16 protein-coding genes and 1 pseudogene are annotated in these 23,625 nt (G+C 55.5%); 8 read left to right on the top strand and 9 right to left on the bottom strand.

Features of this window, described 5'->3' with window-relative positions:
- From Q0915_RS08620 to Q0915_RS08635, 4 genes and pseudogenes are all read right to left on the bottom strand, one after another.
- A pseudogene (locus Q0915_RS08620) lies at positions 1-323 on the bottom strand (hypothetical protein); the annotation flags it as partial.
- A gap of 272 nt (positions 324-595) precedes the next feature.
- Positions 596-3,793 carry a hypothetical protein gene (locus Q0915_RS08625; RefSeq protein ID WP_299470404.1) on the bottom strand — a complete coding sequence of 1,066 codons (3,198 nt, stop codon included), beginning with the start codon at positions 3,791-3,793 and terminating at the stop codon, positions 596-598.
- A gap of 258 nt (positions 3,794-4,051) precedes the next feature.
- Positions 4,052-5,707: a serine protease gene (locus tag Q0915_RS08630; RefSeq protein ID WP_299470406.1), complete on the bottom strand. Its 1,656-nt coding sequence runs from the start codon at positions 5,705-5,707 to the stop codon at positions 4,052-4,054.
- Positions 5,708-5,735: 28 nt separating this feature from the next.
- Positions 5,736-8,435 (bottom strand): S8 family serine peptidase, encoded by a 2,700-nt coding sequence (locus tag Q0915_RS08635; RefSeq protein WP_299470408.1) that lies wholly within the window; start codon positions 8,433-8,435, stop codon positions 5,736-5,738.
- Between the two features lie 342 nt (positions 8,436-8,777).
- Here Q0915_RS08635 and Q0915_RS08640 point away from each other — a divergent pair, with 342 nt between their 5' ends.
- From Q0915_RS08640 to Q0915_RS08670, 7 genes are all read left to right on the top strand, one after another.
- Positions 8,778-9,164: a DUF6165 family protein gene (locus tag Q0915_RS08640; protein ID WP_299470410.1), complete on the top strand. Its 387-nt coding sequence runs from the start codon at positions 8,778-8,780 to the stop codon at positions 9,162-9,164.
- Positions 9,165-9,681: 517 nt separating this feature from the next.
- Complete coding sequence (locus tag Q0915_RS08645) at positions 9,682-10,752, top strand: putative urea ABC transporter substrate-binding protein (RefSeq protein WP_299470412.1); 1,071 nt, start codon at positions 9,682-9,684, stop codon at positions 10,750-10,752.
- A 71-nt stretch (positions 10,753-10,823) separates the two neighbouring features.
- The gene (locus tag Q0915_RS08650) at positions 10,824-11,645 is read left to right on the top strand and encodes an ABC transporter permease subunit (RefSeq protein WP_299470414.1); all 822 of its coding nucleotides are present in this window, start codon (positions 10,824-10,826) and stop codon (positions 11,643-11,645) included.
- Entirely contained in the window at positions 11,642-12,478 is an 837-nt protein-coding gene (locus Q0915_RS08655; RefSeq protein WP_299470416.1) for an ABC transporter ATP-binding protein, read from the top strand. Before Q0915_RS08650 ends, Q0915_RS08655 begins: the two co-directional genes overlap by 4 nt.
- A 9-nt stretch (positions 12,479-12,487) precedes the next feature.
- On the top strand, positions 12,488-13,726 hold the full coding sequence (locus tag Q0915_RS08660; protein ID WP_299470418.1) for an agmatinase family protein: 1,239 nt from the start codon (positions 12,488-12,490) through the stop codon (positions 13,724-13,726).
- The gene (locus Q0915_RS08665; protein WP_299470420.1) at positions 13,723-14,202 is read left to right on the top strand and encodes a hypothetical protein; all 480 of its coding nucleotides are present in this window, start codon (positions 13,723-13,725) and stop codon (positions 14,200-14,202) included. Before Q0915_RS08660 ends, Q0915_RS08665 begins: the two co-directional genes overlap by 4 nt.
- Before the next feature lie 546 nt (positions 14,203-14,748).
- A complete protein-coding gene (locus Q0915_RS08670) occupies positions 14,749-16,398 on the top strand; it encodes an alpha/beta-hydrolase family protein (protein WP_299470422.1) in 1,650 nt (549 codons plus the stop codon).
- 2 nt (positions 16,399-16,400) lie between these two features.
- Here Q0915_RS08670 and Q0915_RS08675 read toward each other — a convergent pair whose 3' ends face one another.
- Positions 16,401-17,339 carry a patatin-like phospholipase family protein gene (locus Q0915_RS08675; RefSeq protein WP_299470424.1) on the bottom strand — a complete coding sequence of 313 codons (939 nt, stop codon included), beginning with the start codon at positions 17,337-17,339 and terminating at the stop codon, positions 16,401-16,403.
- Between the two features lie 218 nt (positions 17,340-17,557).
- Here Q0915_RS08675 and Q0915_RS08680 point away from each other — a divergent pair, with 218 nt between their 5' ends.
- Positions 17,558-18,766 carry a mandelate racemase/muconate lactonizing enzyme family protein gene (locus tag Q0915_RS08680; RefSeq protein ID WP_299470426.1) on the top strand — a complete coding sequence of 403 codons (1,209 nt, stop codon included), beginning with the start codon at positions 17,558-17,560 and terminating at the stop codon, positions 18,764-18,766.
- A 102-nt stretch (positions 18,767-18,868) separates the two neighbouring features.
- On the opposite strand, the gene Q0915_RS08685 is transcribed toward Q0915_RS08680, so the two are convergent.
- The 4 genes from Q0915_RS08685 to Q0915_RS08700 all read right to left on the bottom strand — a co-directional run bounded on the left by Q0915_RS08685 (position 18,869) and on the right by Q0915_RS08700 (position 23,575).
- Positions 18,869-19,933: a BMP family ABC transporter substrate-binding protein gene (locus Q0915_RS08685; RefSeq protein ID WP_299470428.1), complete on the bottom strand. Its 1,065-nt coding sequence runs from the start codon at positions 19,931-19,933 to the stop codon at positions 18,869-18,871.
- Between the two features lie 99 nt (positions 19,934-20,032).
- On the bottom strand, positions 20,033-20,947 hold the full coding sequence (locus tag Q0915_RS08690; protein WP_299470430.1) for an ABC transporter permease: 915 nt from the start codon (positions 20,945-20,947) through the stop codon (positions 20,033-20,035).
- Positions 20,940-22,028 (bottom strand): ABC transporter permease, encoded by a 1,089-nt coding sequence (locus Q0915_RS08695; RefSeq protein ID WP_299470432.1) that lies wholly within the window; start codon positions 22,026-22,028, stop codon positions 20,940-20,942. The genes Q0915_RS08690 and Q0915_RS08695 overlap by 8 nt, the downstream gene beginning before the upstream one ends.
- Positions 22,028-23,575: an ABC transporter ATP-binding protein gene (locus Q0915_RS08700; RefSeq protein ID WP_299472290.1), complete on the bottom strand. Its 1,548-nt coding sequence runs from the start codon at positions 23,573-23,575 to the stop codon at positions 22,028-22,030. The genes Q0915_RS08695 and Q0915_RS08700 overlap by 1 nt, the downstream gene beginning before the upstream one ends.
- Positions 23,576-23,625 lie beyond the last annotated feature (50 nt).

The following is a 23,625-nucleotide window of genomic DNA, read 5'->3' on the forward strand; positions in this document are numbered from 1 at the left end:
GTCGATCCACTGGCGGTGCCGGATGTGTATTGAGAATTGATCCTGATGCTGTCGGAACCGACCTGGACAATCAGGTCTCGGGCGTCGGAGGGATCGCGAAAGAGCCGGACATCATTGGGACCAATCCCTGCGCCGAAGCGGATGATGCCACCATTTGCACCGGATGACTCGTTTATGGTGTCGTTGCCGAAACCGGGATCGAACATATAAACATCGAGGCCGGATCCGCCGTTGAGCGTATCATCCCCTGCAAGGCCCGTAATCGTTTCGTCGCCGGAAGTGCCGTTGAGTGTTTCGGATGAATTCGTTCCAATAATATTCATTGAAAAACCTGTAATTAATGTCGCAATCAAGAATAATTACTTTGGTTTTTGTATTTTTGAGCAATATTTCAGAACGCGAATTGAACTCTGACTTAGGGCCAGGGATGACCGAAAAGTGCCTCAGAGCTGACGTTAACAAGCTGTTAAGTTTTGGGTAACCTGACAATGTTGAGAGGGTGCAATCGGAACAGAAGATCGAGCCAATCTTTGCCAGAGACGAAGCGCAGATTAAACGGCGGCACCGTTCAATCGACCAAATCGGCGCTTTGTGACTATGGACAAGTGGGTAAAACCGCGAGGCTCGGACGCGCGAGAAGCAGTGACGCTGCGGCACGAGCCGTTAGCGTGTCGGTATCGTCCAACTGTTCCATGGCAAGCCAGGTGGAAGGCAAGCATTCCAGTGAAACCGACTTGACTGGTCCGGCAGCGAGCCAACTCAGGTAGGCACGCGCTGTTGCCAAAGGTGTCGAAACATTTCCAAGAATTGACAATCCGTCCAGTCGCACTTGCGAAAGCACCTCAACGGCGAACTCAGGATTCTCTGAAACGGCAGACGCGGCAAGAAGATGGCTTACAACACTTGTGTTGGCATTTATCGCCATCTGACCGATTTGCCTGTCTTCTCCCTGATGGTCCGCATAATCGAAACCCGTTAGCACCGTCCGCGAGACAACAAGGTCCCTGACCTCATCCACGGACACTTTTGGGTTCAGAGGAGGCAATTCCTGGGCGATACCAACCCATGTGAAGGGGTCGGCACGGCCAAGCCACTCAACAAATGATTGTTTCGCGACCAACTGCCACGCGCGTTCGGGGGAAACGCCGGCAAAATACCTCAGTCCCTCCGCTGCCCTGCCGCTCGCAGGGTTTTGCATAAGCGTCTCCGCCGCTTGTTCGAACAGATCGTCCCGGTAGGTTTCTTCAGCTGCCAGATCCAGAAACCGGCCAGCTTCGGCGGGTACTTTTTCAACAACACCGGCGAGTAGCTTTTGGCGTTCTGTCGCCGGAAGTTCCAAGGCGCTTTCAGAGAGGTAGTCAAGGTTTTCTGCGGTCACCTGTCCTGATGCTACTTCGTCAAGATATGCGAGCAGCCTGTCGGTATCACGAAGCCGGACGAGCACTTCAATCGCTGAACGATCGCCCTCGTCCAGCTTCCTGCGCGCAAACGATCTCGTAGTTTCAGGCCCGATATTCGCCGCCCAGTAGATCAGCTGCGCCTTTAAGGCTTCGTTTTCCGGCAGCGATCTCAAGACATTGTTTGATACGACGTCCATTGCAAGACCAGGCGAAGCAGCGAGTGCGGCGAGGACGATTTGCCTCTTCGCCCACGCCACCTCCCAATTCGGATCAATGAGCGGTGGCGGCGGAAAATCAAGCGTTGAGACGATCCAGTCTTCCGGCTGACCGCGCAATGCGGCGCCAAGCGGTTGCAAGTCCGGATTTTCTAAGGGTGTCGACATGCCCGCTGAGCCGAGCACAGCTGCTAATGGACCCGTTGGTACCTGCAGGGCTTTCCGGTCAACGATCCTTGCAATCGCCGCACGGTCGTCATCGGTCGCAAGTGTTGCATCCAACGCGAGAATTTCGAGATAAGCACTTTCCACCCCATCGGCTAGCGAGAAGCCTATGCTTTGCGACTGTGGCATATCGATCAGATTTCTGTCCGCTTCGGTCTGCTCGAACAATCGACGCGCCATCGCCAACCGCTGATCTTTGGGAGCGTAGCGCCGGATGTGCTCCATCAAAGCCTTTCGATGTGCAAAGCCGAAAGTTGTGCGTCCGGAAAGATGCTCTTCCAATTCCGCATTGACCGCATCGTATCCACCCCTTGTGTCCAAACGCGATAATGCATCAATCACCACGGGTGGCAGGTCTTGGCCGGAATGTCGGAGCAGCAGATCCGTCAATCCTTCTCGTTCGGATCCAGAAAGACGCGCAACTTCCAGATTGGGCAACAGTAACTCCAAGGATGCCAGATGAATTTGCGGATCGTTGATGCGCTCGACCAAAAAAGCCGTCACATCTCTCTCAAGGTTGTCCCCGACCAGGGATACATCGGACAACAATGCTGCGCCTGGATCTGGAAACCTGCCGCGCGAAGCCAAGTCGTGCATCAACAGCAAAGCACTCGGCTGCTCGCGTGCCTGCACGGCTTCAATGATCTTGTAAACGATGTGTGATTGTATTTCAGGCGTTATGGTACTTTCGAGCCACGCCCTCAGGTCATCCAGACCGGCAAGAGAGACAAATGCGCTAATTTCGGGTTGATCAGACGTATCCAGATTTTGTGCTGCAAATTCCGACATAGTGCCTAGGACGTCCATTCGGTCCGCCATCACAGCCAAGGCTGTGCGTATCGCCCGGTTTGGCCAATCGGCGAGCGAGGGGTCATTTGACACGATCTTCTTTGCGATCTGGTGAACGCGTTCGAGTTGAAAGGGGGACATCAGTTTGTCTTGCCATGTTTCCGGTGCCGTACCCGTTCCGGACAAGGCTTCGATCATCCGAAGCGCGGCTATGTCTGACACAAGATTTTCCGCGCGGTCCGGATAATGCTCCCAAATCTTGAGCCTTTGCGCTTCGCGCCACAAAACTATTGCGTGCGTGGATTTGTTTTCGAGCAGGCTTTGATCAATTTCCTCGTTAATCAGTTTGGCGATATGGGCGCGCATCGTTGTAAGAGAATGCGGAAGCAACACGGCTTCCGTTTGCCAGCGCTCCAAAATCGAAAGGGCCTCGAGAGAGTTGGGGGATCTTTCAATCGCGCCTTCAATTTCCTTGCTGATCTTGTGTTGAACGGACGTGCCGCTGAACACCATCAGCGGTTGGCGTTGATTCCAAATCGAGTTTGCACGTTCCAGGTTATCTGCAGTGAGTGCTGCATTTACATTATGCCGTGCAACGAGATCGAACGCGCCGATTGATAGTAACGCGAACAGGAAAACAGCGGCCGCAGTGTTCCTGACCGGGCGCCAGATCCTTCGAAATACCGCGCGCCATTTGTACCATGATACGGCGAGGTCTAGCAGGTTCTGTTCCAGCCGCTCGGCAAACTCATCGGTTGCCAGTGTTGCATGCAAAAGACCGCGTTTTCCGGTCTCGTCTTTGAATTTCAGAACTTGCGGATCTGGCTCAGACCCATCAGTGATGAAATAAAACAGGATTTCGGCCGGCATTCCGAGCCTGTTGCGTCGCTTGAGGCTTTCTTCGAATTCCTCAACAGTACCGCTGCCATAACGCGGCGTCGGTGTGCCAAGCCGGTTTTTCATCATGCCGACATAGACGCCGTAGCCTCCATAGCCGCCTGTTTTGATGAGCGTGTTAATGCGTTTTTGAAAGTCTCCCTCTTCAGCCATGCCCGGCGGAAGATCTTCCCAAAGCAATGGCTTGAAGCGCAGTCGTTGCGAAACGAGTTCGGGCCGCGCGTTCAGGCTCTCGATCACGCGACGAGCAGTATCGCGTTCAACCAAGCAATCGCCCGGCGAAGAGATGAACACGGCTATTTCGCGGAATTTCAGAACCATGCCTGCGGGTCAAGCTCTTAGAATACTGAGTCTTGTTCAAATTTCATGTCGATTTCCAATAAACGTGCTTCACCATTAGCCAGGCCCCGATCTTATTTGTCTGCAAATTGGCGTGCGCGCAGTATAAGTACGTGATGAATTGACCTTCTGACACGCATTCAGGAATACATCGCGAGCAAAGGTCACTGTTTCCGATTTAGCGAACTATTTTTGCTCTCGTTCCCTTAATGCCCGGCGCATGGTTTCAATCCACAGTCCTTCGTTTGCCGCGTAGACGCCGTCCTTGCCATTCAGTTTTTGAATTATCCGTCCGCCGGCATGATGAATGCCGATGATGCGCCAATTCTGGTCGAAGATCGGGCTGCCCGAACTCCCCGGCTCCGTAGGCGTACGGTAGTGGATACGACAGGGCGCTATGCTGTTTTCAGCGCTGGCCGCTTCGAGTTCATAATCGAGCAGTTCATTGTCCTGGAACGAGAAGCTGATTTCACGGCCGCTCGGGTGTCCGATAATGTAGACTCGTTTCTTTTTTTCGTCCGTTAAGGCCGGCAACTCTTCATAGAGGCTTCGCGGCTCTAAGTCGTCAGGTATGGAGGGCGACAGGCGAAGTACGGCGACATCATGTTCCTTGGGCGAGGATTGCCAAACGATCTCCTTGACGCTGAAATCGATGTCGTCGTCTGCCCCTTTTGAATACAGTTCGAACTCTACCGTCGCTTCAGCCTTTGTGGCTGCGTTGTGATAAACCGGTTCGCTCACAACATGTGAATTGGTAACCAGAAGGATTTCGTCACCGAAAGCTTCGTCCAGGTCACGACCTCTGACGGCAAATCCTGTCCCATGCGGTTGGCCGTCTTTGAAAATGATTGCAACGGATTTTGCGGCGGTCAGACCTTTCTGCAGCCAGCGGTGGGTCATCGCGCCAATGTCACCCAGGATGGCCTCGTGTCGCGCCTTGGGAATGTCTGCCAAACTCTGCAGTGTGCCCGGAGACACCGAAAAACCAGCTCCCGGTTCCAACCCGAGTTTTCCGATTATGAGCGCAAGGATGTTCTTGCCCCAATCCTCTTTGTCGGCACGCCAAAGCTGCTGCAATTGTCTTGCTGAGCCGGCAAGTGCAAATGCAGACTCTTCACGCTTCGCATAAGCCCCATACCAATTGAGCGCCTCGTCTTGATCCCCGACACCGAGCAAAGCCTCGCCAATGGTTGCATAGTCCCAATTCTCCTGTGCATAGCAGGGTCGGCTGGTAAGAATTTCGACGATATCTTTGGCGGCGGTATCAGCTTCATCGTGCTGTTGATCCGATAAAGCCTGGAACGCTCTCCCATCACACCTGTCCCAGTTGGCAACGGCAACCATGTTGATGCCCTGGTAGGTGAACGTTTCGTTGTCTGCAATCCACGCTTCGCGATAGTGCCGAAAGGCCTCCTGCACGGCGTTTTTTGCAAGATCGGGGCGCGTTCCACGCGATTGTATGGCAAGGTCCTTCCATGCGCGGCCCAATGCTCCTCTCAACTCGCCTCGATCTCCTTCGTCGAGATTTGGTTCCAGCACAGCCTTCTCAAGCAAATGTATGGCCGGAAAGACTTCACCCAGTTCGATCATTCCCTGGGCAAGGAAATGAAGAACGCCAACGTCAACACATCCATCAACGAGACACGCGTTCGCGACACGCCGCATCTGATCGAAGCGCCTGTGTGATCTGAGCGATTTCAGCACTTTACGAGCCTGTTCGGGTTCGATGGCTCCCGCTTCACTCGGAAGGTGCGCGATCAAGTTGGCACAGGCTTCATTCAACTCGTTCAGATCGTCTGCTTCCGCAGCCTCGGTGACTTTGGTAATCAACTCGTCCAGCATGGATTTTGCGTCCCGTGCGCAGCCTTTTTCAGAACAGCGAAATCAGATCGCTCTGCAAGTCGATGGCTAGGAGGTCATGAGCCATGTTGCGCGCAAACGTCTTGCCGCCGAAATGCAGTCCACACGGTACGATCTCTGCACCAAGAGTACAAACGACTGAACCCGAGCTTCCGCCCATGGACGTTGCATCATGACTGAAGGCCCAGTTCCGGATGTCTCCGTCAAGATTGCCTGGGCGCCTAAGGATCTCACCCGGGCTAAGATATTTCGTGCTGAAATCCTGCTGGTAGAGTTCTCTGATCCGCCGCCAGTAATTAATGGCCGCATTTTGCTGCTGCGGCGCGGCGGAGTGGCCTGGTTTTGCCGGATATCCGACGATGATGATGTTTTCGAGCGACGGATCTGAAGTTGATCTCCTCTCTTGGTGATAGGAGGCAGGATGCGAGCCTTGGCCGTTGTCTGTCTCGATTTCCAGAATCGCCATGTCAAGTTTCGAAAGGTCAACAAACCTGCCGATGCGCTCGCTACCGGCCGAAATCACGCTTTTGATCTTGTATCTCGTATTTTCGCTCGAGGCATCCGGATCAAAGTTAATCGAGGCATCGCCGACAAGCCGCATCTCGTATTTTCCCGGCCCAACCGGATATTGTTCTGCCAGCGCATCCAGAACATGCCGGTTCGTCATTACCTGTCCTTTGCCGATTACAAAGCCGGTGCCAATGTGCTGCCAGCCATTTGACATCAGGATATCAATCCGGCCGACCGAGTCCGACAACCGGCGAATGTCATCGATTGATGGGATCAGATCTTCTGCCCATTGACCTATTGCAGGGTTATCAATGTCAAACGGGACGTCGCCGTTTCTAATTCGCAATGCCGGCCGGCCAACCATTTCAACAAGGGCTTCGTAATAGACCTCGTGTTGAGGGTCGGATGCTGACTCCAATCCTCCACCGGTTCTCATCGCCTCATTCACCGAGCGATCGATGCCCACAAGAAACTCGTTCCTCAAAGAGGTGTCGACGGCGTGTGAAGCCGCATTCTCGTTGTAGCTGAGGACAGCTTCCACCTTATCCAGGATCGTGTTCGAGTTTCCAACTGACTCCAATACCGCCCCGCTGCGCAGCACGCGTTGTCCCATGCGATCCGAAGCTTCGCTTGGCGGTGTGGCTGGGCCGGTAACGGTGGGTGTTTGCAAGGACGCATGTTTTGAAGTTTGGTCAAGCAATTTCGCCAGGCCAGTTGACGGTCTTGGCTCGTCCAAATTTTCAAGCAGAGCCGTTGATGCGTTTTGACGAATCAGATGATCGCTAGCAAGATATGTTGCTTCCGCTTCGAACCGACCTAAGGCAAGGCCGCTAAAGACACGGTTGCTTGGGGGGCTTGAACGAACGGGCTTAACGGCCGGGATCTCATTGAGCGGAGTGGATAGCAACTTCAGAGCATCAACAAGACCTTCACCCATTTCCGCCTTGTTCCAATTGCCGTCGGACCAGGCGGTGGCTTTTAGCGCGGATCGAAACAATTCCTGAACATTCGTGCTCCGTTTTCGTGCCTCCGCTATCACTTCCGATGCACCGAACCTTTCGATCCACAATGCAGCGCATCCGGCCGTCAGGGCCACTGCAAATGAAGTGCCCTGTCCTTCGCGATTGATATCATTTGTGTCGTTTAAGTCTGGTTTTCGCCTTGCGACCGTTACATTTTCACCCGGCGCAGCAACATCCACCTTTTCGCCGTGGCACGACCCCCTCCACCGCTTCTTGTGCTCATCGACTGCTGCAATCGCGATCACGTTTTCGTCCCAAGCCGGATAAACGACGAAACCGACGCAGTTGCCAGCCGCCGCGAGGACAATCATGTCCGCTTTCACAGCGCGCCTTATCGCACGTCTGAGCGCGATACCCTGGTATGGCCCGCCAAGACTCATCGTGACGATCTGGCAACCTTTCTTGCGCGCATGGTCAATGGCCTTGGCGACATTCCCGCCGGACCCGATGACAACGCCGTTGATGCAACGTATCGGAACGAGTGTCGCTCCGGTTGCGGTGCCCGTTACCTGGCCGCTTTTGCGACTTATGACGAGGCTTGAAGTGCTGGTGCCATGACCTGGTGACGACATGCTGGGGAGAAGCGGATCTGTCGGGTCTTCATTCCCGTCGACAAAGTTGTAACCAAGCGATTTGTCGATACCAGTTTCCAACTCGAAGTGCTTTGCAACACCGGTATCGGGCTGAGCGACAAGGACACCTTCACCAGTTACTGAAAACGTCTCGCTTGCCTTGTCAGCATTGATAAGTTTACGCGCCCAATCGTGGTCGCTCGGAGCCTTTGCCTTTGACCTGCATGCGGCAGAAACGATATCTCCGACCGCCTCAGGCTGATCCGACACGGTTTCAATCTCAACCCATGCCGGACCTACTTCAGGAGCAGCGGAATTCAAGTCGAGCGCAGAAACCAGTTCGTCAGCAACTTTAAACAGGAAGCTAGGCGACTGCCTCCTTTCGACACCAGAAAATTGCAGAATGAGCAAATCGGGGTCGGTTTCGGCAGAGAATGCAAAAAGATCGAAGCCATCACCACCAAGAAGTTGTTCGAGGCGCTGGCGTTCTGCCTCGACATCCACCGGACTATCGTATTCGAGCGTAAAGCGCAGAAACTCCTCTGGGAGTGTTTCGCTATTGGTGCGGGTGCCGGCACGTGCTGCGGCCTTGAGAAAATCCATCATGACAACACTCTTTGAAATTAAATAGCAATAAGTGAAGAGTACAACCTATACGGAACAATTGCTACGAGTATTTGAAGATCGTGGTTTTGCACTACTTCGAAATGCCAATATGGTGATCGACAGCAAAATCATCTTCGCCCGGGTTCAAAGTCTCTAACGACACTCACGCCAGTGGTCCCTTGCGAAGAAAAGTTTAATGGCTCCTGCCTAGCAGCAACGGCCGTGTAAGCGCTTGCCTGTTGGTAGTTCTTGATGCGGTAAAATACAGCCTTGACGTTTTGCCCGATTCTTCCGCTACGTAATTGAATCAAGGTTCAATTGCAGTTGGATGAGACGACCGACATGACCATCAGCATCCCGGTGTCTTACGGTGATTTTTTCGATCGGCTGACGATCCTGGAGATCAAGGGAGAGCGGATCACGGATCCGGACAAACTCGAGATCGTGAACGAAGCACTGGCCGAGTTCCGGGCGATCGCCTTCGTATCCGTTCCAAGGCTTGCGGAAATTTCAGATCAAATTGCCGAACTCAAGGGCATCAACAACACACTTTGGGACCATGAAAATCGCATCCGGGAGCTTGAACAAAACGGCAACCTTGGTGCCGAGTTTGTCGAGACAGCACGTTCGATCTGCAAACAGAAAGACCGCCGGGCCGAGATCAAGTGCGAAATAGACAAGGTCCTCGGATCAGATGTTACCGAGGTCAAGGACTACCAGGCTTCTTGACAGACCTTTGGCGTTCAGGTTCGGAAAGGCGAGCATAGTCCCTTCGCCTCATCCGAACCCTGGTGGAGCCTTCACTTGCGAATTCGTTTTTGAGCAATTGCTGCCGAACGCGCCGCGTGAAGTGATCGATTTTTCCTCAGCGCTGCCTCTTTTTTGATCAAGCAACTTTGTCGCCAGCAAGTTGCGCTGCAGCTCTGGTGGCTTCCGCAAAATTATCAAGGCCATGTTTTCATTAACTTTTTATGCGAGATTTGCCACTTGGCATTCGACTTGCTTAATACTTTTCTGTGCAGCGCGCCTAGGGATCCGGGTTTTCTTAAACGCAGGACCGAGAGGCGCAAGCCGGATGAGAAATGGCCTTGGTCAGCATAGTCCGGTGACACGGCGGGACAAAAACCCGGGAGACAACTGCACGAGGTTTCGCGCGCGCGAACCTGCTCCCGGCCGTGCGCAAGAAACTCATGACGCAAGCTCAACCGGTTCCTTCCACCGGGCTTAAGACAGGAGACGCGCACTGATGTTGAAATCGATTGCCAAAGCTTCCCTACTTGCCGCAGCGCTCACGCTGCCTCTTTCCGTTTCATCGCTCCAGGCGGAGGAAAAGAAAGACTTCAAGGTCTGTTGGTCGATCTATGTAGGCTGGATGCCATGGGGTTATCTGCAAGACAGCGGCATCATGAAAAAATGGGCCGACAAATACGAGATCGACGTGGAAATCGTCCAGATCAACGATTATGTCGAATCCATCAACCAATACACGGCAGGCGAATATGACGGCTGCTCCATGACCAACATGGATGCCCTGTCGATCCCTGCCGGCGGCGGTATCGATACGACTGCGCTGATTGTCGGTGATTATTCCAACGGCAACGACGGTATTATCCTGAAGGACAAGACCGAGCTTGCCGACATAAAAGGGCAATCCGTCAATCTGGTCGAACTCTCCGTTTCTCACTACCTCTTGGCACGTGCACTCGACACGGTTGGTCTTGCTGAAAAAGATCTCACCGTCATCAATACCTCGGATGCCGACATGATCGCAGCTTATGCGACCGATGATGTCACTTCGGTCGTGACCTGGAACCCGCTTCTTTCGGAAATCGAATCTCAACCGAATGCAACCAAGGTGTTCGACAGCGCAGGAATTCCAGGTGAAATCATCGACGTCATGATGGTCAACACCGAGACGCTGGCGGATAACCCGAATTTCGGCAAGGCGCTCGTCGGCGCCTGGTATGAACTGATGTCCGTCATGTCGAGCGATACGGATGCCGGCATTGCAGCCCGCACCGCAATGGCGGAGGCCTCGGGCACCGATCTTGCCGGTTACGATGCCCAGCTGGCCACCACAAAGATGTTCTACACGCCTGCGGAGGCTGTCGAATTTTCCAAGGCTGCCGAGTTGCCGGCCACGATGAAATTCGTTGCAGAGTTTCTCTACGACAAGGGCATTCTGGGCGAAGGTGCTCCGAGCCCCGAGTTCGTGGGCGTGTCCTTTCCGGACGGATCGATCTATGGCGACACGAACAATGTGAAGCTGCGATTTGATCCAAGCTACATGCAAATGGCGGCCGACGGCGCACTCTGAGTATTGCCCGAACGCGCTGATCCGGCCGGCTTTCGGCCGGATCACCTCCCCGGACCCTGCAAGGACCCGCCATGCGTATCATCAACCGGAAACCCTCCCGGGTAACCGCTCTAGCCCTTGGCGCCTTGCCCTTCGTGGCAACGGTGATCGTCTATTCTGTTGCGAGCCACTACAGACGGCTGGAAAATCCTGCGGACAAGCTGTTGCCTTCGCTGGAAAGCATGGGGGCAGCATTCTGGCGCATGGCGGCGATCCCGGACAGGCGGTCGGGAGATCTTCTTTTGTGGGTGGATACCTTTGACAGTCTGTGGCGCCTTGGAACCGGAATGGCCGTCTCGACAGTACTGGCGCTGTCGTTTGGCATTGCCGTCGGGTTCATTCCTCACGCCAGGAGCGCGCTTGCACCGTATCTGGCAACGTTTTCCCTGATTCCACCGATTACGATCCTGCCAATTCTTTTCATTACATTCGGTCTTGGAGAGCTTGCCAAGATAGCACTTATCGTTATCGGAACGGCGCCTGTAATGATCCGCTCCACGGCGCAGGCGGTTCTGGATATTCCAAGGGAGATGATCATCAAGGCGGAAACGCTAGGTGCAACCGTCTGGCAAATGGTTACGCGGCTGGTGCTGCCACAAGTTCTGCCAAAATTGATCACTGCGCTCAGGCTTGGCCTCGTTCCTGCGTGGATTTTCCTAATTTCCGCCGAGGCTATCGCATCCACCACCGGACTGGGATACCGCATTTTCCTTGTGAGGCGCTATCTCGCCATGGACGTGATCCTTCCCTACGTTCTTTGGATCACTCTGCTTGCCTTTCTCCTCGACAGGCTGCTTTTGCTGCTGTCGCGCCGAGCCTTTCGCTGGCATCATGCTGGAGGCGATGCGCTATGAGCAGCCAGGCGGATCACAAGCTCTGCGTCCGGGGCGTTTCCAAATACTACGACGGTGTACCAGTGCTTGAACGTGTCGATCTCGATGTCGACAAGGGAGCGTTCTGCACGATTGTCGGTGCTTCCGGCTGTGGCAAATCCACTTTCCTGCGCATGCTGCTCTCGCAGGAACATCCCACACGTGGCGAGATACTCCTCGATGGGGCTGCGCTTCCGGAGGAACCGACACCGGACCGGGGCATTGTCTTTCAGAAATACTCCGTGTTCACCCATCTGACCGTCGCGGAAAACCTGATTCTGGCCAAGGAATTTGAAGCTGCGCCCTATACCGGGAAACTATTCGGTGGCGAGAAGCGGACCGCGCTTGGTGAAATCGACGAGGTGCTTGATCGCATCGGATTGGCGGCGGCGGCAGACAAATACCCATCGCAGCTTTCAGGCGGAATGCAACAACGACTCGCAATCGCGCAGGCTCTGGTCAAGAAGCCCAGTATTCTTCTCCTGGACGAACCGTTCGGAGCGCTCGACCCAGGTATCCGGCTCGACATGCACGAATTGCTGCTTGGGCTTTGGCGCGACTTTCACATGACAATCTTCATGGTCACGCACGACATTCATGAAGCTTTCAAGCTCGGAACACGATTGCTGGTCTTCGACAAGATCCGGCACGATCCTCAAGCGCCTGAGGCCTATGGGGCAACAATCACATACGACCTGCCACTCAAAGCGCCCGATACGGGTGACGCCACACCGGCACCCGACGAGATTGCCGGTGTAATCCGGATCGCGGGCAATTCGACAACAGACAAACCCAAAGACACCAACCATCCATGAGGAACGCCCATGCGTATTCTTGATCATTCCGGTCCAGCCACCCGGCACCGTGCCGCCGGAACACTTTCCCGCTCACCGGCAGAACGCCGCCATCACCCTGATTTCGACAAACTGCAGCTGCGTGGATGGAAGTCTGCGGAAAAGGAAGGCACCTTGCCGACAGCGGCCTGGGAAAAGGAAAAGGCCTGGGCCCTGCGCATGGGGCTGACCGGTTCGGACAGTCTGACGGACAAGTCCATTCCAACATTTGCACGCGGGGAATTGCCCCACTACGCCGGCATCAATACGTTCCTGAAAGCCCCTTACATCGAGGACGTTACCCAGGTCGGAGCCTATGACGCGGCGGTCATCGGAATACCGTTCGATGGCGGAACCACTTATCGGCCGGGAACCCGCTTCGGACCCCAGGGCGTGCGCAAGATCTCCGCGCTGTATACCCCATACAATTACGAGATGGGTGTTGATCTGCGCGAACAGATGACGCTTTGCGACGTTGGCGACATCTTTACCATCCCCGCCAATATCGAAAAGACGTTCGACCAGATCACCCGGGCGGTGTCCCACGTTGCCTCCTCAGGCGCCTTGCCGATCATGATCGGTGGCGATCATTCCATCGGCTTTCCTTGCGTTCGTGGCATCGCGGAGTGCACGTCAAAGCGTATCGGCATCGTCCATTTCGATCGCCACATCGACATCCAGGAGAAAGACCTGGACGAGCGCATGCACACAACGCCTTGGTTCCACGCAACAGACCTGGTCAATGTTCCTGCCGTCAATCTGGTCCAGATCGGCATCGGCGGTTGGCAGGTGCCACGCGAGGGTGTCGAGGTCGCGCGTGAGCGCAACACCAACATCTTCACGATGCGCGACGTGGAGGAACTCGGTCTTGCAGAAACCGCCGCGCGGGCTCTGGAGCTGGCCTGGAAAGATGCGGACGCCGTCTATATCTCGTTCGACATCGACAGTGTCGATTGCGGTTTCGTTCCGGGAACCGGTTGGCCGGAACCGGGTGGCTTCCTGCCCCGTGAAGCATTGGAACTCGTGTCTCTGGTCGCGAAGGAAGGCATCTGCGGGCTTGAAGTCGTCGAAGTGTCGCCTCCTTACGACTGTTCCGACATCACCGCCCTCCTCGCCACGCGCGTGATCGTCGACGTTCTTGGAACGCTGGTGTCCCACGGCAAGATGGGATCCCACAAGTCGATCATCGACAAACCGGTTACCATCCCGGCCGGTCCGGAGGTGGCATGACAACCATGAAACATCATCATCATCACCACGACCACCACCACCATGATCATGACCACCCCCATCCGCATGATCACAACCATTCAAGCCCCGATCATCTGCATTCGCACGTTCATGGAGCATCTTCGGCGGAAAAAGCGGATGAATTGCAGGCGCTTGCAACGAGCTTCATCGATGGGTTCAGGGCAGCTGAAGACAAGACCAGCTATCTCAGGCTTGCCGGAGTACCGTTCCACCGGCCAGGCTCCGACACTCTGATCCAGCATCTCGTCGATGCGAAGATCGTTTCCAACTGGCAGATCGGAACAGCATCGCCCGCATTTGCATCGCGCGAACTTGTCTACATGCCGTTTCCCGGCCAGATGGTGACTGGACGTGAAACAATGACCTTCACCTATGTCTCGCTTACCGAGCGCACAGACATTGACCTGATGACAGTTTTAACTGACCGATTGGATACAGGAGATATAGCCAAATGAAGCACCTTAGCCTCGCTTTAGCCACATTAGCACTGTCGACACCTGCCTTTGCGCATCCTGGCGATCACCATGAGGTCACCGGCGTAACGGAGACTGTTGGTCATTTTCTCGGAACGCCGTTTCACCTGGCACTTTTGCTTGGTGCGACCGTAGTCGGATTTTTGTGCTTGAGAGCTGTGAAAAGCGCGCGGAACAAAAACTCGCAGTAGATTTCTCTCGTATCGACCGGGCGGATGGCGATTGTGTCCGCCCGGCTTTCCCGGTTGAGCCATTGGCAGAGCGCTGCTTTGCGCTCCAGACTTTTTTGGTATGGGGCTCACCAGCGCCCGTAGACTTTTTGTTTTTCCAGCCGCTCTGACTGACGACGAGCCGGTGGTCCTGTCTCCTTGCGCTGCCTTTGAACTTGTGTATTTGATTTGATCTGGCACGCAGGGTTTTCGGCCCGTGCTCAATTCGTTCCAAAAGCGGGCTGCTGGTCGGACGGACAGTGTTTTCCAGGTCTGTCGCATCAACTGCCTGAAATTTATACTGAAAGCAGGTGATGCCATGGCATTGGTTCAGGTTATCCGGAACGGTTTGTCGGCCACCAGTCTTGTGGTTGCCGTAAGCTGCTTCGGAGCCGCGCTGACACCTTCGCTCATGCCGCGCGATCCGCTGGTCCAGGCTGCGCTTGCTGCCGTTGCCGCAAGCCTGGGCTACGAGATTGCAATGCTTGTACGCGGCCTCTGGCGCTACATGGAGGTCCCGGACATCAAAGGACGCCTCCTCTGGATCTGGTGGGCCATTGCACTAGCCGTGAGCACCGGCATTCTCGTCTACTCTTTGTCGAAGGCCGCTTCCTGGCAAAACGCCACACGAGCGGCAGTGGGGCTGCCCCCGCTCGATACGGCTGCGCCTTTCTACATTTTCGCGGTTGGCGGGCTCATGTTCCTCGTCCTTTGGTTCGTCTTCAGGGTTTTGGGCGTCGTGCGCCGGTTTGTGGCAAGGTTATTGGACCGGGTTGTGCCGCAAAAGGTTGGCGTGGTGCTGTCCGTGGCGCTTGTCGGCTGGGTCTTCTGGGCTCTTGTTGACGGAACACTGGTGCGTTCTGCCTTCCGTGCGGCTGATGCTTCCTTCGAGGCTGCCGACGTTTTGATCGAGCCCAATATCGCTCAGCCGCAGGATCCGATGAAAACCGGCAGCGCGTCCTCGTTAGTCAAATGGTACGAAATGGGCCGCTGGGGCCGCCATTTTGTTGCTTCAGCACCAACGGTCGAAGAGATTTCCGCGTTTCAGAGCGGGGCCGTGATGGAACCGGTTCGCGTCTATGTTGGCAGGCGGTCGGCGGACACCGCAGAAGAAAGGGCGCAAATTGCGCTTGAAGAACTAATCCGGGTCGGCGGCTTCGAACGCTCCGTTCTGATCGTTATGGTGCCGGTTGGAACGGGTTGGATGGATCCTGGTGCCCACGACACGCTCGACTTCATGCTTTCCGGGGACGTGGCAACCGTGTCGGTGCAATACTCCTACCTGACCAGCGTGCTTGCGCTGCTTGCGCACCCAGACTACGGCGTCGCTCAATCCCGCGAGCTCTTTGAAAAGATTTATGACTACTGGACAGAGTTGCCCAAGGACAGCAGACCTGAATTCTATGTCCACGGTCTCAGCCAGGGGGCCTTCAACTCCCAGGCAACGCTGCCTCTGTTCGACCTGCTCGGGGATCCGATCAACGGTGCCATGTGGGCAGGTTCGCCGTTCTTCTCAAGATATTGGTCGGAGGTTCGCGACCAGCGAAATCCCGGCAGTCCTGCCTGGCGGCCGACATTCGGGAATGGCTCGTTGGTGCGCGTAATGGATCAATACGGGGGCCTTCAAGGGGATTTCACGCCCTGGGGTCCGCTCCGGTCTGTCTTTCTCAACTACGGCAGCGATCCGATCGTCAATTTCACCTTTGACAGCTCCGTGCGTCCGCCGGCCTGGCTCAATCAGCCGCGTGCACCGGACGTCTCTGAAGAGCTTTCGTGGTTTCCGGTAGTGACCATGCTGCAATTGGCGCTCGATTCCATGTTCGCGCTCGATGTCCCCCGGTTCGGACACTACTATGTTGCGCCTGACTACATAGATGCCTGGGCCGCCGTTGTGGAGCCGGAAGGTTGGTCCAAGGAGCGTGCAGACGAACTGAAGGACATATTCTCGCGCAGGGGCCCTGCATTCTGACGTCAAGGGCTTTCCAACAACGTTGCCATTTCTGCCTTGAATACATCCTTGGCCTGGTCAGCGGCATTCAGAATGTCTTCTATCTTGAAGAAATCCATCGCCTTGAATTTTCCGATAGGCGGTTCGATGAGCAGGTCCGGCCGGGAACATTCCAGCTTTGCTGCAACAAGCGAATGCAGCGTTATGGAGAATGATCCCACCCAGGTGTCCATTCCACTGGGTAATCCACTTTTGTGGGAATAATCACTTCCCGTGACGTCTATTCCGACCGTCCGAACACGCGGGTCAACAAAAATATCGAATGGTGTCGGATTGACGAAGCCGCCGTCGATCAAAACCCGCCCGTTGATTTCAACCGGCGTCAGAAGCATCGGGAGCGCGGATGACGCGGCAATCGCCGGCAAAAGCGGCCCCTCTTCCAGCACCACCTGCGACTGCGAATAGAAATCTGTTGCCACAACTTTCAAAGGAATGCGCAAATCGTGGAAACTCTCCGAAAGGTCTGGTGGCAGCACGGTTTCAAAGAGCACAATCGGATCAATGATAGCAGGACGAACAATGTTGAGAAGCGACGACCATGTCTTGCCGTCCTTCAAGAAAAGTTTCTGAAAGAGCTGCGTTTTCCGAGTGAACAATTCCACAGCGAAAGACCGGATATCCTTGCCACTCATTCCGCTGGCATAAAGTCCGCCCAGGATCGAACCCATGGACGTCCCGGCAATCTCGACAGGAGCAATGCCAAGCTCATCGAGCGCTTCCAGGATCGGTATATGGGCAAACGCCTTGGCGGCGCCGCCGCCAAGCGCGAGCGCAAAACCATCTTTTGCAACAGTGCGGCGTTCTCCCTTAGAACTGTCAGTCGAGGCATGAGCCGTCTGCATAATCTGAAGCGTTCCTCCGGCTGCAATAGCGCCAAGCATCAGGTCTCGTCTTTCAATCATCAGTCGTCTTCCGGTAGGAGATCTAGACATCTTGTTTGGCTGGCCTCGCACATGCAAGCGCTGCTGAAGCCTTGGTCTCCGGTCAATGACCTGAAATACTCATTCTCCCGGTGTGGGAGCGGCCTGTTTGCGTCCAGAGATAGTGAGCCTTTAAAAACCTATTTGGGGCCGTCTGCTTCGCACACAATCCGGAAACTTGGACAACCAGGGTATTTCAATTGAAAATTGTCGCTGTTGAGACATTGCGTCTTCTTGAGCATCCCAATCTTCTTTGGGTGCGCATTCACACGTCCGAGGGCATCACCGGGCTCGGAGAAACCTATTTCGGGGCCGGGCCGAGCGAAGCAGATATTCACGACCGGATAGCGCCAATCCTTCTGGGGCAGGATGCGCGCCGCGTCGAGTGGCTCAACATGAAAATGCAGCCCTATGTCGGTTTCACGGGAACTGGCGCAGAGGTGCGTGCCCTCGCTGCCGTCGACGTCGCACTCTGGGAACTTGCGGCAAAAAGCGCAGACATACCGCTCTGCGATTTGCTCGGTGGGAGAACACGGAATGCTATTCAGGTCTACAACACCTGCGCTGGCCCGAACTACGTATCGAAAACGTCCGCAGTCCGTCCGGACAATTTCGGTACGGACGGCTCAGAAAGAGCGGTCGACCGGTATGACGATCTCAATGCCTTTTTGAACCACCCCGAAGATCTCGCGTCTTCCCTGATGGAAATGGGTATCTTCTCGATGAAGATCTGGCCGCTCGACCTGGCCTCCGGAGCCGCCGACGGTGTCGACATATCGCCTGCCGATCTAAAGAAGGGACTGGAACCATTCGAAAGGATCCGGAAGGCGCATGGCGACAAGATGCGCCTTAAAGCTGAATTGCACGGGTTGTGGAGCCTGAACGCGGCAAAGAAGATCGCAAGTGCGCTCGAACCGCTTGAGATGGACTGGATTGAAGATCCGGTCTGGATGGACAGGACACATGAGATCGCTGAACTTGCGCGCTCGACGTCTGCACCGCTCGCCGGAGGCGAAACACTCGCCAGTCTGGGCCAGTTCAAAGCGCTGATCGACGAAGGCAACATTTCAACGCCGATCGTGGACGTCACCTGGGCAGGCGGTGTTACCGCGGCCCGGAAGATCGCGGCACTTGCAGAAGCGAGCGCGCGGCCGATTGCTTTTCATGATTGTTCGGGGCCCGTAACCCTCGCAGCCTCCACACATCTGGCGCTCAGCCTGCGCAATGTCCGCGAACAGGAAATCGCACGTGGCTTTTACTACAACTGGTATCAGGACTTCGTCGATCAGCTCCCGCCCATCGAAAACGGCATGATAAGCGTGCCTGATAGGGCTGGTCTCGGAATGGATCTCTTGCCGGATCTCTTTAAGCGCGGAGACGCGATACACAAAGTCAGCAAGCTGACCTAACCGCGAAAATTGCCGCACCGATCTCCGGCGCGGCAATCATATACAGACTGTTCCAGGGAGTCCGGACCGGAAGACTTATCCCGGTCCGGCTTAATTTGTGACTTATTCCGGCAGCTTGTCGTCGATACCCTGGACGTACCAGTTCATGCCGAGAATTGCGCCGTCGTCGAGACGGACACCATCTTCAGCTGCAACGGTTCCATCCTGTTTGGTGATCGGGCCGGTAAAGGGTTCCCAGCCATCCTTGATCTTGGCCTCGGTCGCTTTTGCCATTTCAACCACGTCCGCCGGCAGGTTCGTGTACGGTGCCATGACGACGTGGCCCTCGGCCAGCCCCTCCCAGGAACTGTGGGAATTCCAGTTGCCGTCGAGGGCTTCCTGCACGCGATGGATGTAGTATGGCGCCCAGTCGTCAATGATGGCCGTATACTGAGCATCCTTGGCAAAGTTGATCATGTCGGACGCCTGGCCGAAGCCGTGAACACCGCGTTCCTGTGCAACCTGAAGCGGCGCCGTCGAATCTGTGTGCTGCGTGATGATGTCAGCACCCTGGTCGATCAGGGCCTTGGCGGCATCGGCTTCCTTGCCCGGATCGAACCAGGTGTTGACCCAAACGACCTTGACCTTGAAATCCGGATTCACGCTCTGGGCACCGAGCAGGAACGCATTGATGCCAGAGACCACTTCGGGGATCGGGAAGGATGCGATGTAGCCTGCAGTTCCGGTCTTGGACTGCTTTGCAGCAATCTGGCCGATGATGTAGCGGCCCTGGTGGAACTTGGAATTGTAGGTGGCGACGTTATCGGCGGTCTTATAGCCCGTTGCATGCTCGAATTTCACGTCCGGAAATTTCTTCGCCACCTTGATGGTCGGGTTCATGTAGCCGAAGGACGTCGTGAAAATGATGTTGCAGCCTTCCCTTGCAAAGCGCTCAATGGCGCGTTCGGCATCGGGGCCTTCAGCAACGCTTTCCAGATAAGCTGTCTCGACCTTGTCGCCGAATTTTTCTTCGACGGCCAGACGGCCCTGATCGTGCTGGTAGGTCCAGCCGAAGTCTCCAACGGGACCGACATAGACAAAGCAGGCCTTGAGGTCGGCTGCCTGCGCTGCAGAGCCGAGTGCGGCGAACGCCACGGCTGCAACGGTGGTTTTCAAAAGAGATTTCATTTGGTCATTCCCCTCTTATTTAATCTCTCTGTTTTGCGATCTCGTATTTGGCCCGCGTCTTGATCGCATTCAAACACGCGCCGGGTTCCCTGCCGCCGACTACCGGTCCGGGACAAATGGTTTTCCAAGACATGCCGGTGTATTGACCAGCGTCAGTCTTCGGTTGGCGGAAATCAGAACAAGCACCATGATCGTCGCGATATAAGGCAAGCTTGAAAGAAGCTGGGACGGGATATCGAATTCCAGGGCCTGCGCATGCAGGTTCAGAACGCTCACGGCGCCGAACAGGTAGGCTCCGATGACAACGCGAAGCGGCAGCCAGGACGCGAAAACCACGAGCGCGAGCGCGATCCAGCCACGGCCCGCCGTCATGTTTTCCACCCATTGCGGTGTGTAGGCAAGCGACAGGTAAGCGCCCGCGAGCCCGGCGCAGGCGCCGCCGAACAGGATGGCCAGGAAACGGACTTTCACAACCGAGTATCCAAGCGCGTGTGCGGAGCCGTGATTGTCACCAACGGCCCGGAGCACGAGGCCAACCCGGGTTCTGAAGAGGCCATAAGCGACAAAAGCAACAAGCGCAAAACTCACGTAGACCAGTGCATCCTGCTGGAAGAAAACGGGCCCGAAAAACGGTATCTCCGACAGAACGGGAATATAGAGCTGTGGAAGGTCAAGGCCAGGAACGCCGATGAATGCCTCCCCGATCATGCCTGACAGACCGATGCCGAGAATTGTCAGTGCAAGACCGGTTGCGACCTGATTGGCGACGAGGAAGAGAACAAGGACGCCAAAAAGCGCCGACATCGCCATGCCTGCGGCAATTGCAGCGATGACGCCGAGCGAACCCGAACCAGTCTGATTGGCGACGGCGAAGCCGATAACAGCTCCCATGATCATCATGCCCTCGACGCCAAGGTTCAATACCCCGGACCGCTCGACGACAAGCTCACCGACGGCCGCAATAAGCAGAGGGGTGGCCGCTGTGATGACGGTCAGCAAGACAGCTTCAAACATGGGAAGCCTCCCCATCTGCAATGCGCCGGGACGTGAAGCGGATCCGATAAAGGATCAGCGTGTCGCAAGCAAGCACGAAGAACAAAAGCAAACCCTGAATGACACTTGCGATTTCGTTTGATACGCCCATGGCGGATTGCACACCTTCGCCGCCAATATAGGAAAGTGCCAGAACGAAACCGGCAATGATGATGCCGATCGGGTTAAGGCGTCCCAGAAAGGCAACGATAATGGCCGTAAATCCATAGCCCGGTGAAATGGAAGGCAGAAGCTGGTTCAATGCGCCCGAGACCTCCATGGTGCCAGCCAGACCCGCAAGCGCACCGGCCAGGGCAAAAGAAAACAGCGTCAGCCTCTTGGCGGAAAATCCAGCGAAACTTCCGGCGCGTGGGCTTTCCCCCATCACCCTGATCTCAAAACCCTTCAGCGTCTTTGCCAGGACTATTGCCAGTATCACCGCGACTACGATGGTAATTGGCGCTGACAGGCTCATCGCCCCGCCAAAGACTTCCGGCAGTGTTGCAGCATCGGAGAAAATGCGTGATTCAGGAAAATTGTAGCCGTCAGGGTCACGCCAGGGTCCGCGCACCAGATAGTCCAGAAGGAGGCCTGCGACATAAACCAGCATGAGGCTGGTGAGAATTTCATTGGTGTTGAAGCGTGTTTTCAAAAGCGCTGGAATAAGGGCCCAGAGCGCGCCGCCTATGGCACCGAACAAGAGCATGAGCGGTAAAGTGGCGACGTTCTCGAAATCCGGATAAAGGATCGGCAAAGCGCAACCGAACAGCGCGCCGACGACAAACTGACCTTCTGCTCCAATGTTCCAGTTGTTGGACAAATAGCAAATGGCGAGACCGCACCCGATCAGGATCAACGGCGTCGCCTTGTCGATCGTTGCTTCAAGGGACCATTGTTGAGTCAACGGTTCGATAAAAAATTTATATAATCCAACGAATGGGTTGTGGCCGGTTATTGAGAAAAGGATTGCGGCGGACAGTGCAGTCAGGGCAACGGCGATCACGGGTGACAGCAGCGCCATTGTCTGACTGTGTTCTTTTCTTTTGACGAGTTCAATGCGCATCAGGCAACCTCCCCTTGCGCTTCCGCGCCACCGGCCATCAGGAGACCGACCCGCTCGCGTGTCATCGCTGCCGCAGGTTCCGGGTCTGACAGATAGCCACGCGAAATCACGGCAATCCGGTCTGCAATTTCAAAGATCTCGTCGAGGTCCTGGCTGATCACCAGAACAGCCGAACCGGATCTTGCAAGATCTATAAGCGCTTGCCGGATCAGCGCAGCCGCGCCTGCATCGACACCCCAGGTCGGTTGGTTGACGATCAGGACGCCCGGTTTCCGGTCGAGCTCACGGCCTACAACGAACTTCTGGAGATTTCCGCCCGAAAGCGACCTTGCTTCGGGATCGTCGTGAGACATGCGGACATCGAAGGCCTGTTTGATGCGCTTCTCAAGGGCACCTGCCTCGACGTTCGAAACAAATCCGCCACCCACCAGCCTGTCGCCGGTGCCATGGCGCGTCAGAACGATATTATCGGACAGTTTCATGCCCGGTACAGCGCCGTGCCCAAGCCGTTCCTCGGGTACAAAGGCGGCATTTTGCTTGCGCCGCCATGTTATGTTCTTCGATCCGCAGGGTTTTCCGTCGAGTTGTACCATCTGTGGTGCCACACGCATCTCGCCTGAGATCGCATCGAAAAGCTCTCCCTGCCCGTTTCCGGCAACACCCGCGATGGCGACCACTTCACCGGCCTTCAATTCCAGCGAAATGTCATTCAACGCCGTGGCAAACGGCGTTGCTGCGCCGGCGGAAAGTCCCTGGAGCGCGAGCCGGGTTTCTCCTATGTCAGGCTTTGTATCTCCGGCGCTCACTGATGCGACATCCGCACCGACCATCATGCTGGCTAGAGACGCCGCCGTTTCAAGCGTTGGATCGCATTCGCGCACCACCTCTCCGTGCCGCAGGATGGTCGCGTGATGACAGATCCGTTTCACTTCTTCGAGCCGGTGGCTGATGTAAAGAACGGCACAGCCTTCTGCTGCGAGACGCTGAAGCGTCAGAAACAGCTGATCGGCTTCCTGTGGCGTGAGAACCGATGTCGGTTCGTCCATGATGATCAATTGCGGTTCCTGGAGCAGGCACCGCACGATCTCGATGCGTTGACGGATACCGACTGGCAGATCGGCGACGATATCGTCCGGGTTCAAGGGCAGGCCGTAGTCGCGCGAAACCGTTTCGATCCGCTTCGCAAGGTCTGACATCTTGCCGGGATTTGGCAGGGCGAGCGCTATGTTCTCAACCACATTGAGCGCCTCGAACAGGGAAAAGTGCTGGAACACCATTCCAATGCCAAGTTCCCTTGCCGACGCGGGATTTCCGATTGTCACCTTTTGGTTCTGCCAGAATATCTCCCCGGCATCCGGCTCCAGGGAGCCGTAAAACATTTTTACGAGGGTGGACTTTCCAGCGCCGTTTTCTCCCAAAAGCGCATGAATTTCACCCTTGTTGATAACAAGGTCGACATTGTCATTGGCCAGGATATCGCCAAACCGTTTGGTCAACCCCTTTGCGTTCAGCAAGGTCTCCTTTTCGGATCTGTCCTGCCTTTGCACGGTTTCGTCTACCTCTGGAAGAGTTGTCTCTGCCACGCTGTCCCCCAAGC

The sequence above is a fragment of the uncultured Roseibium sp. genome, from assembly GCF_947494555.1.
Classification (GTDB): Bacteria; Pseudomonadota; Alphaproteobacteria; order Rhizobiales; family Stappiaceae; genus Roseibium.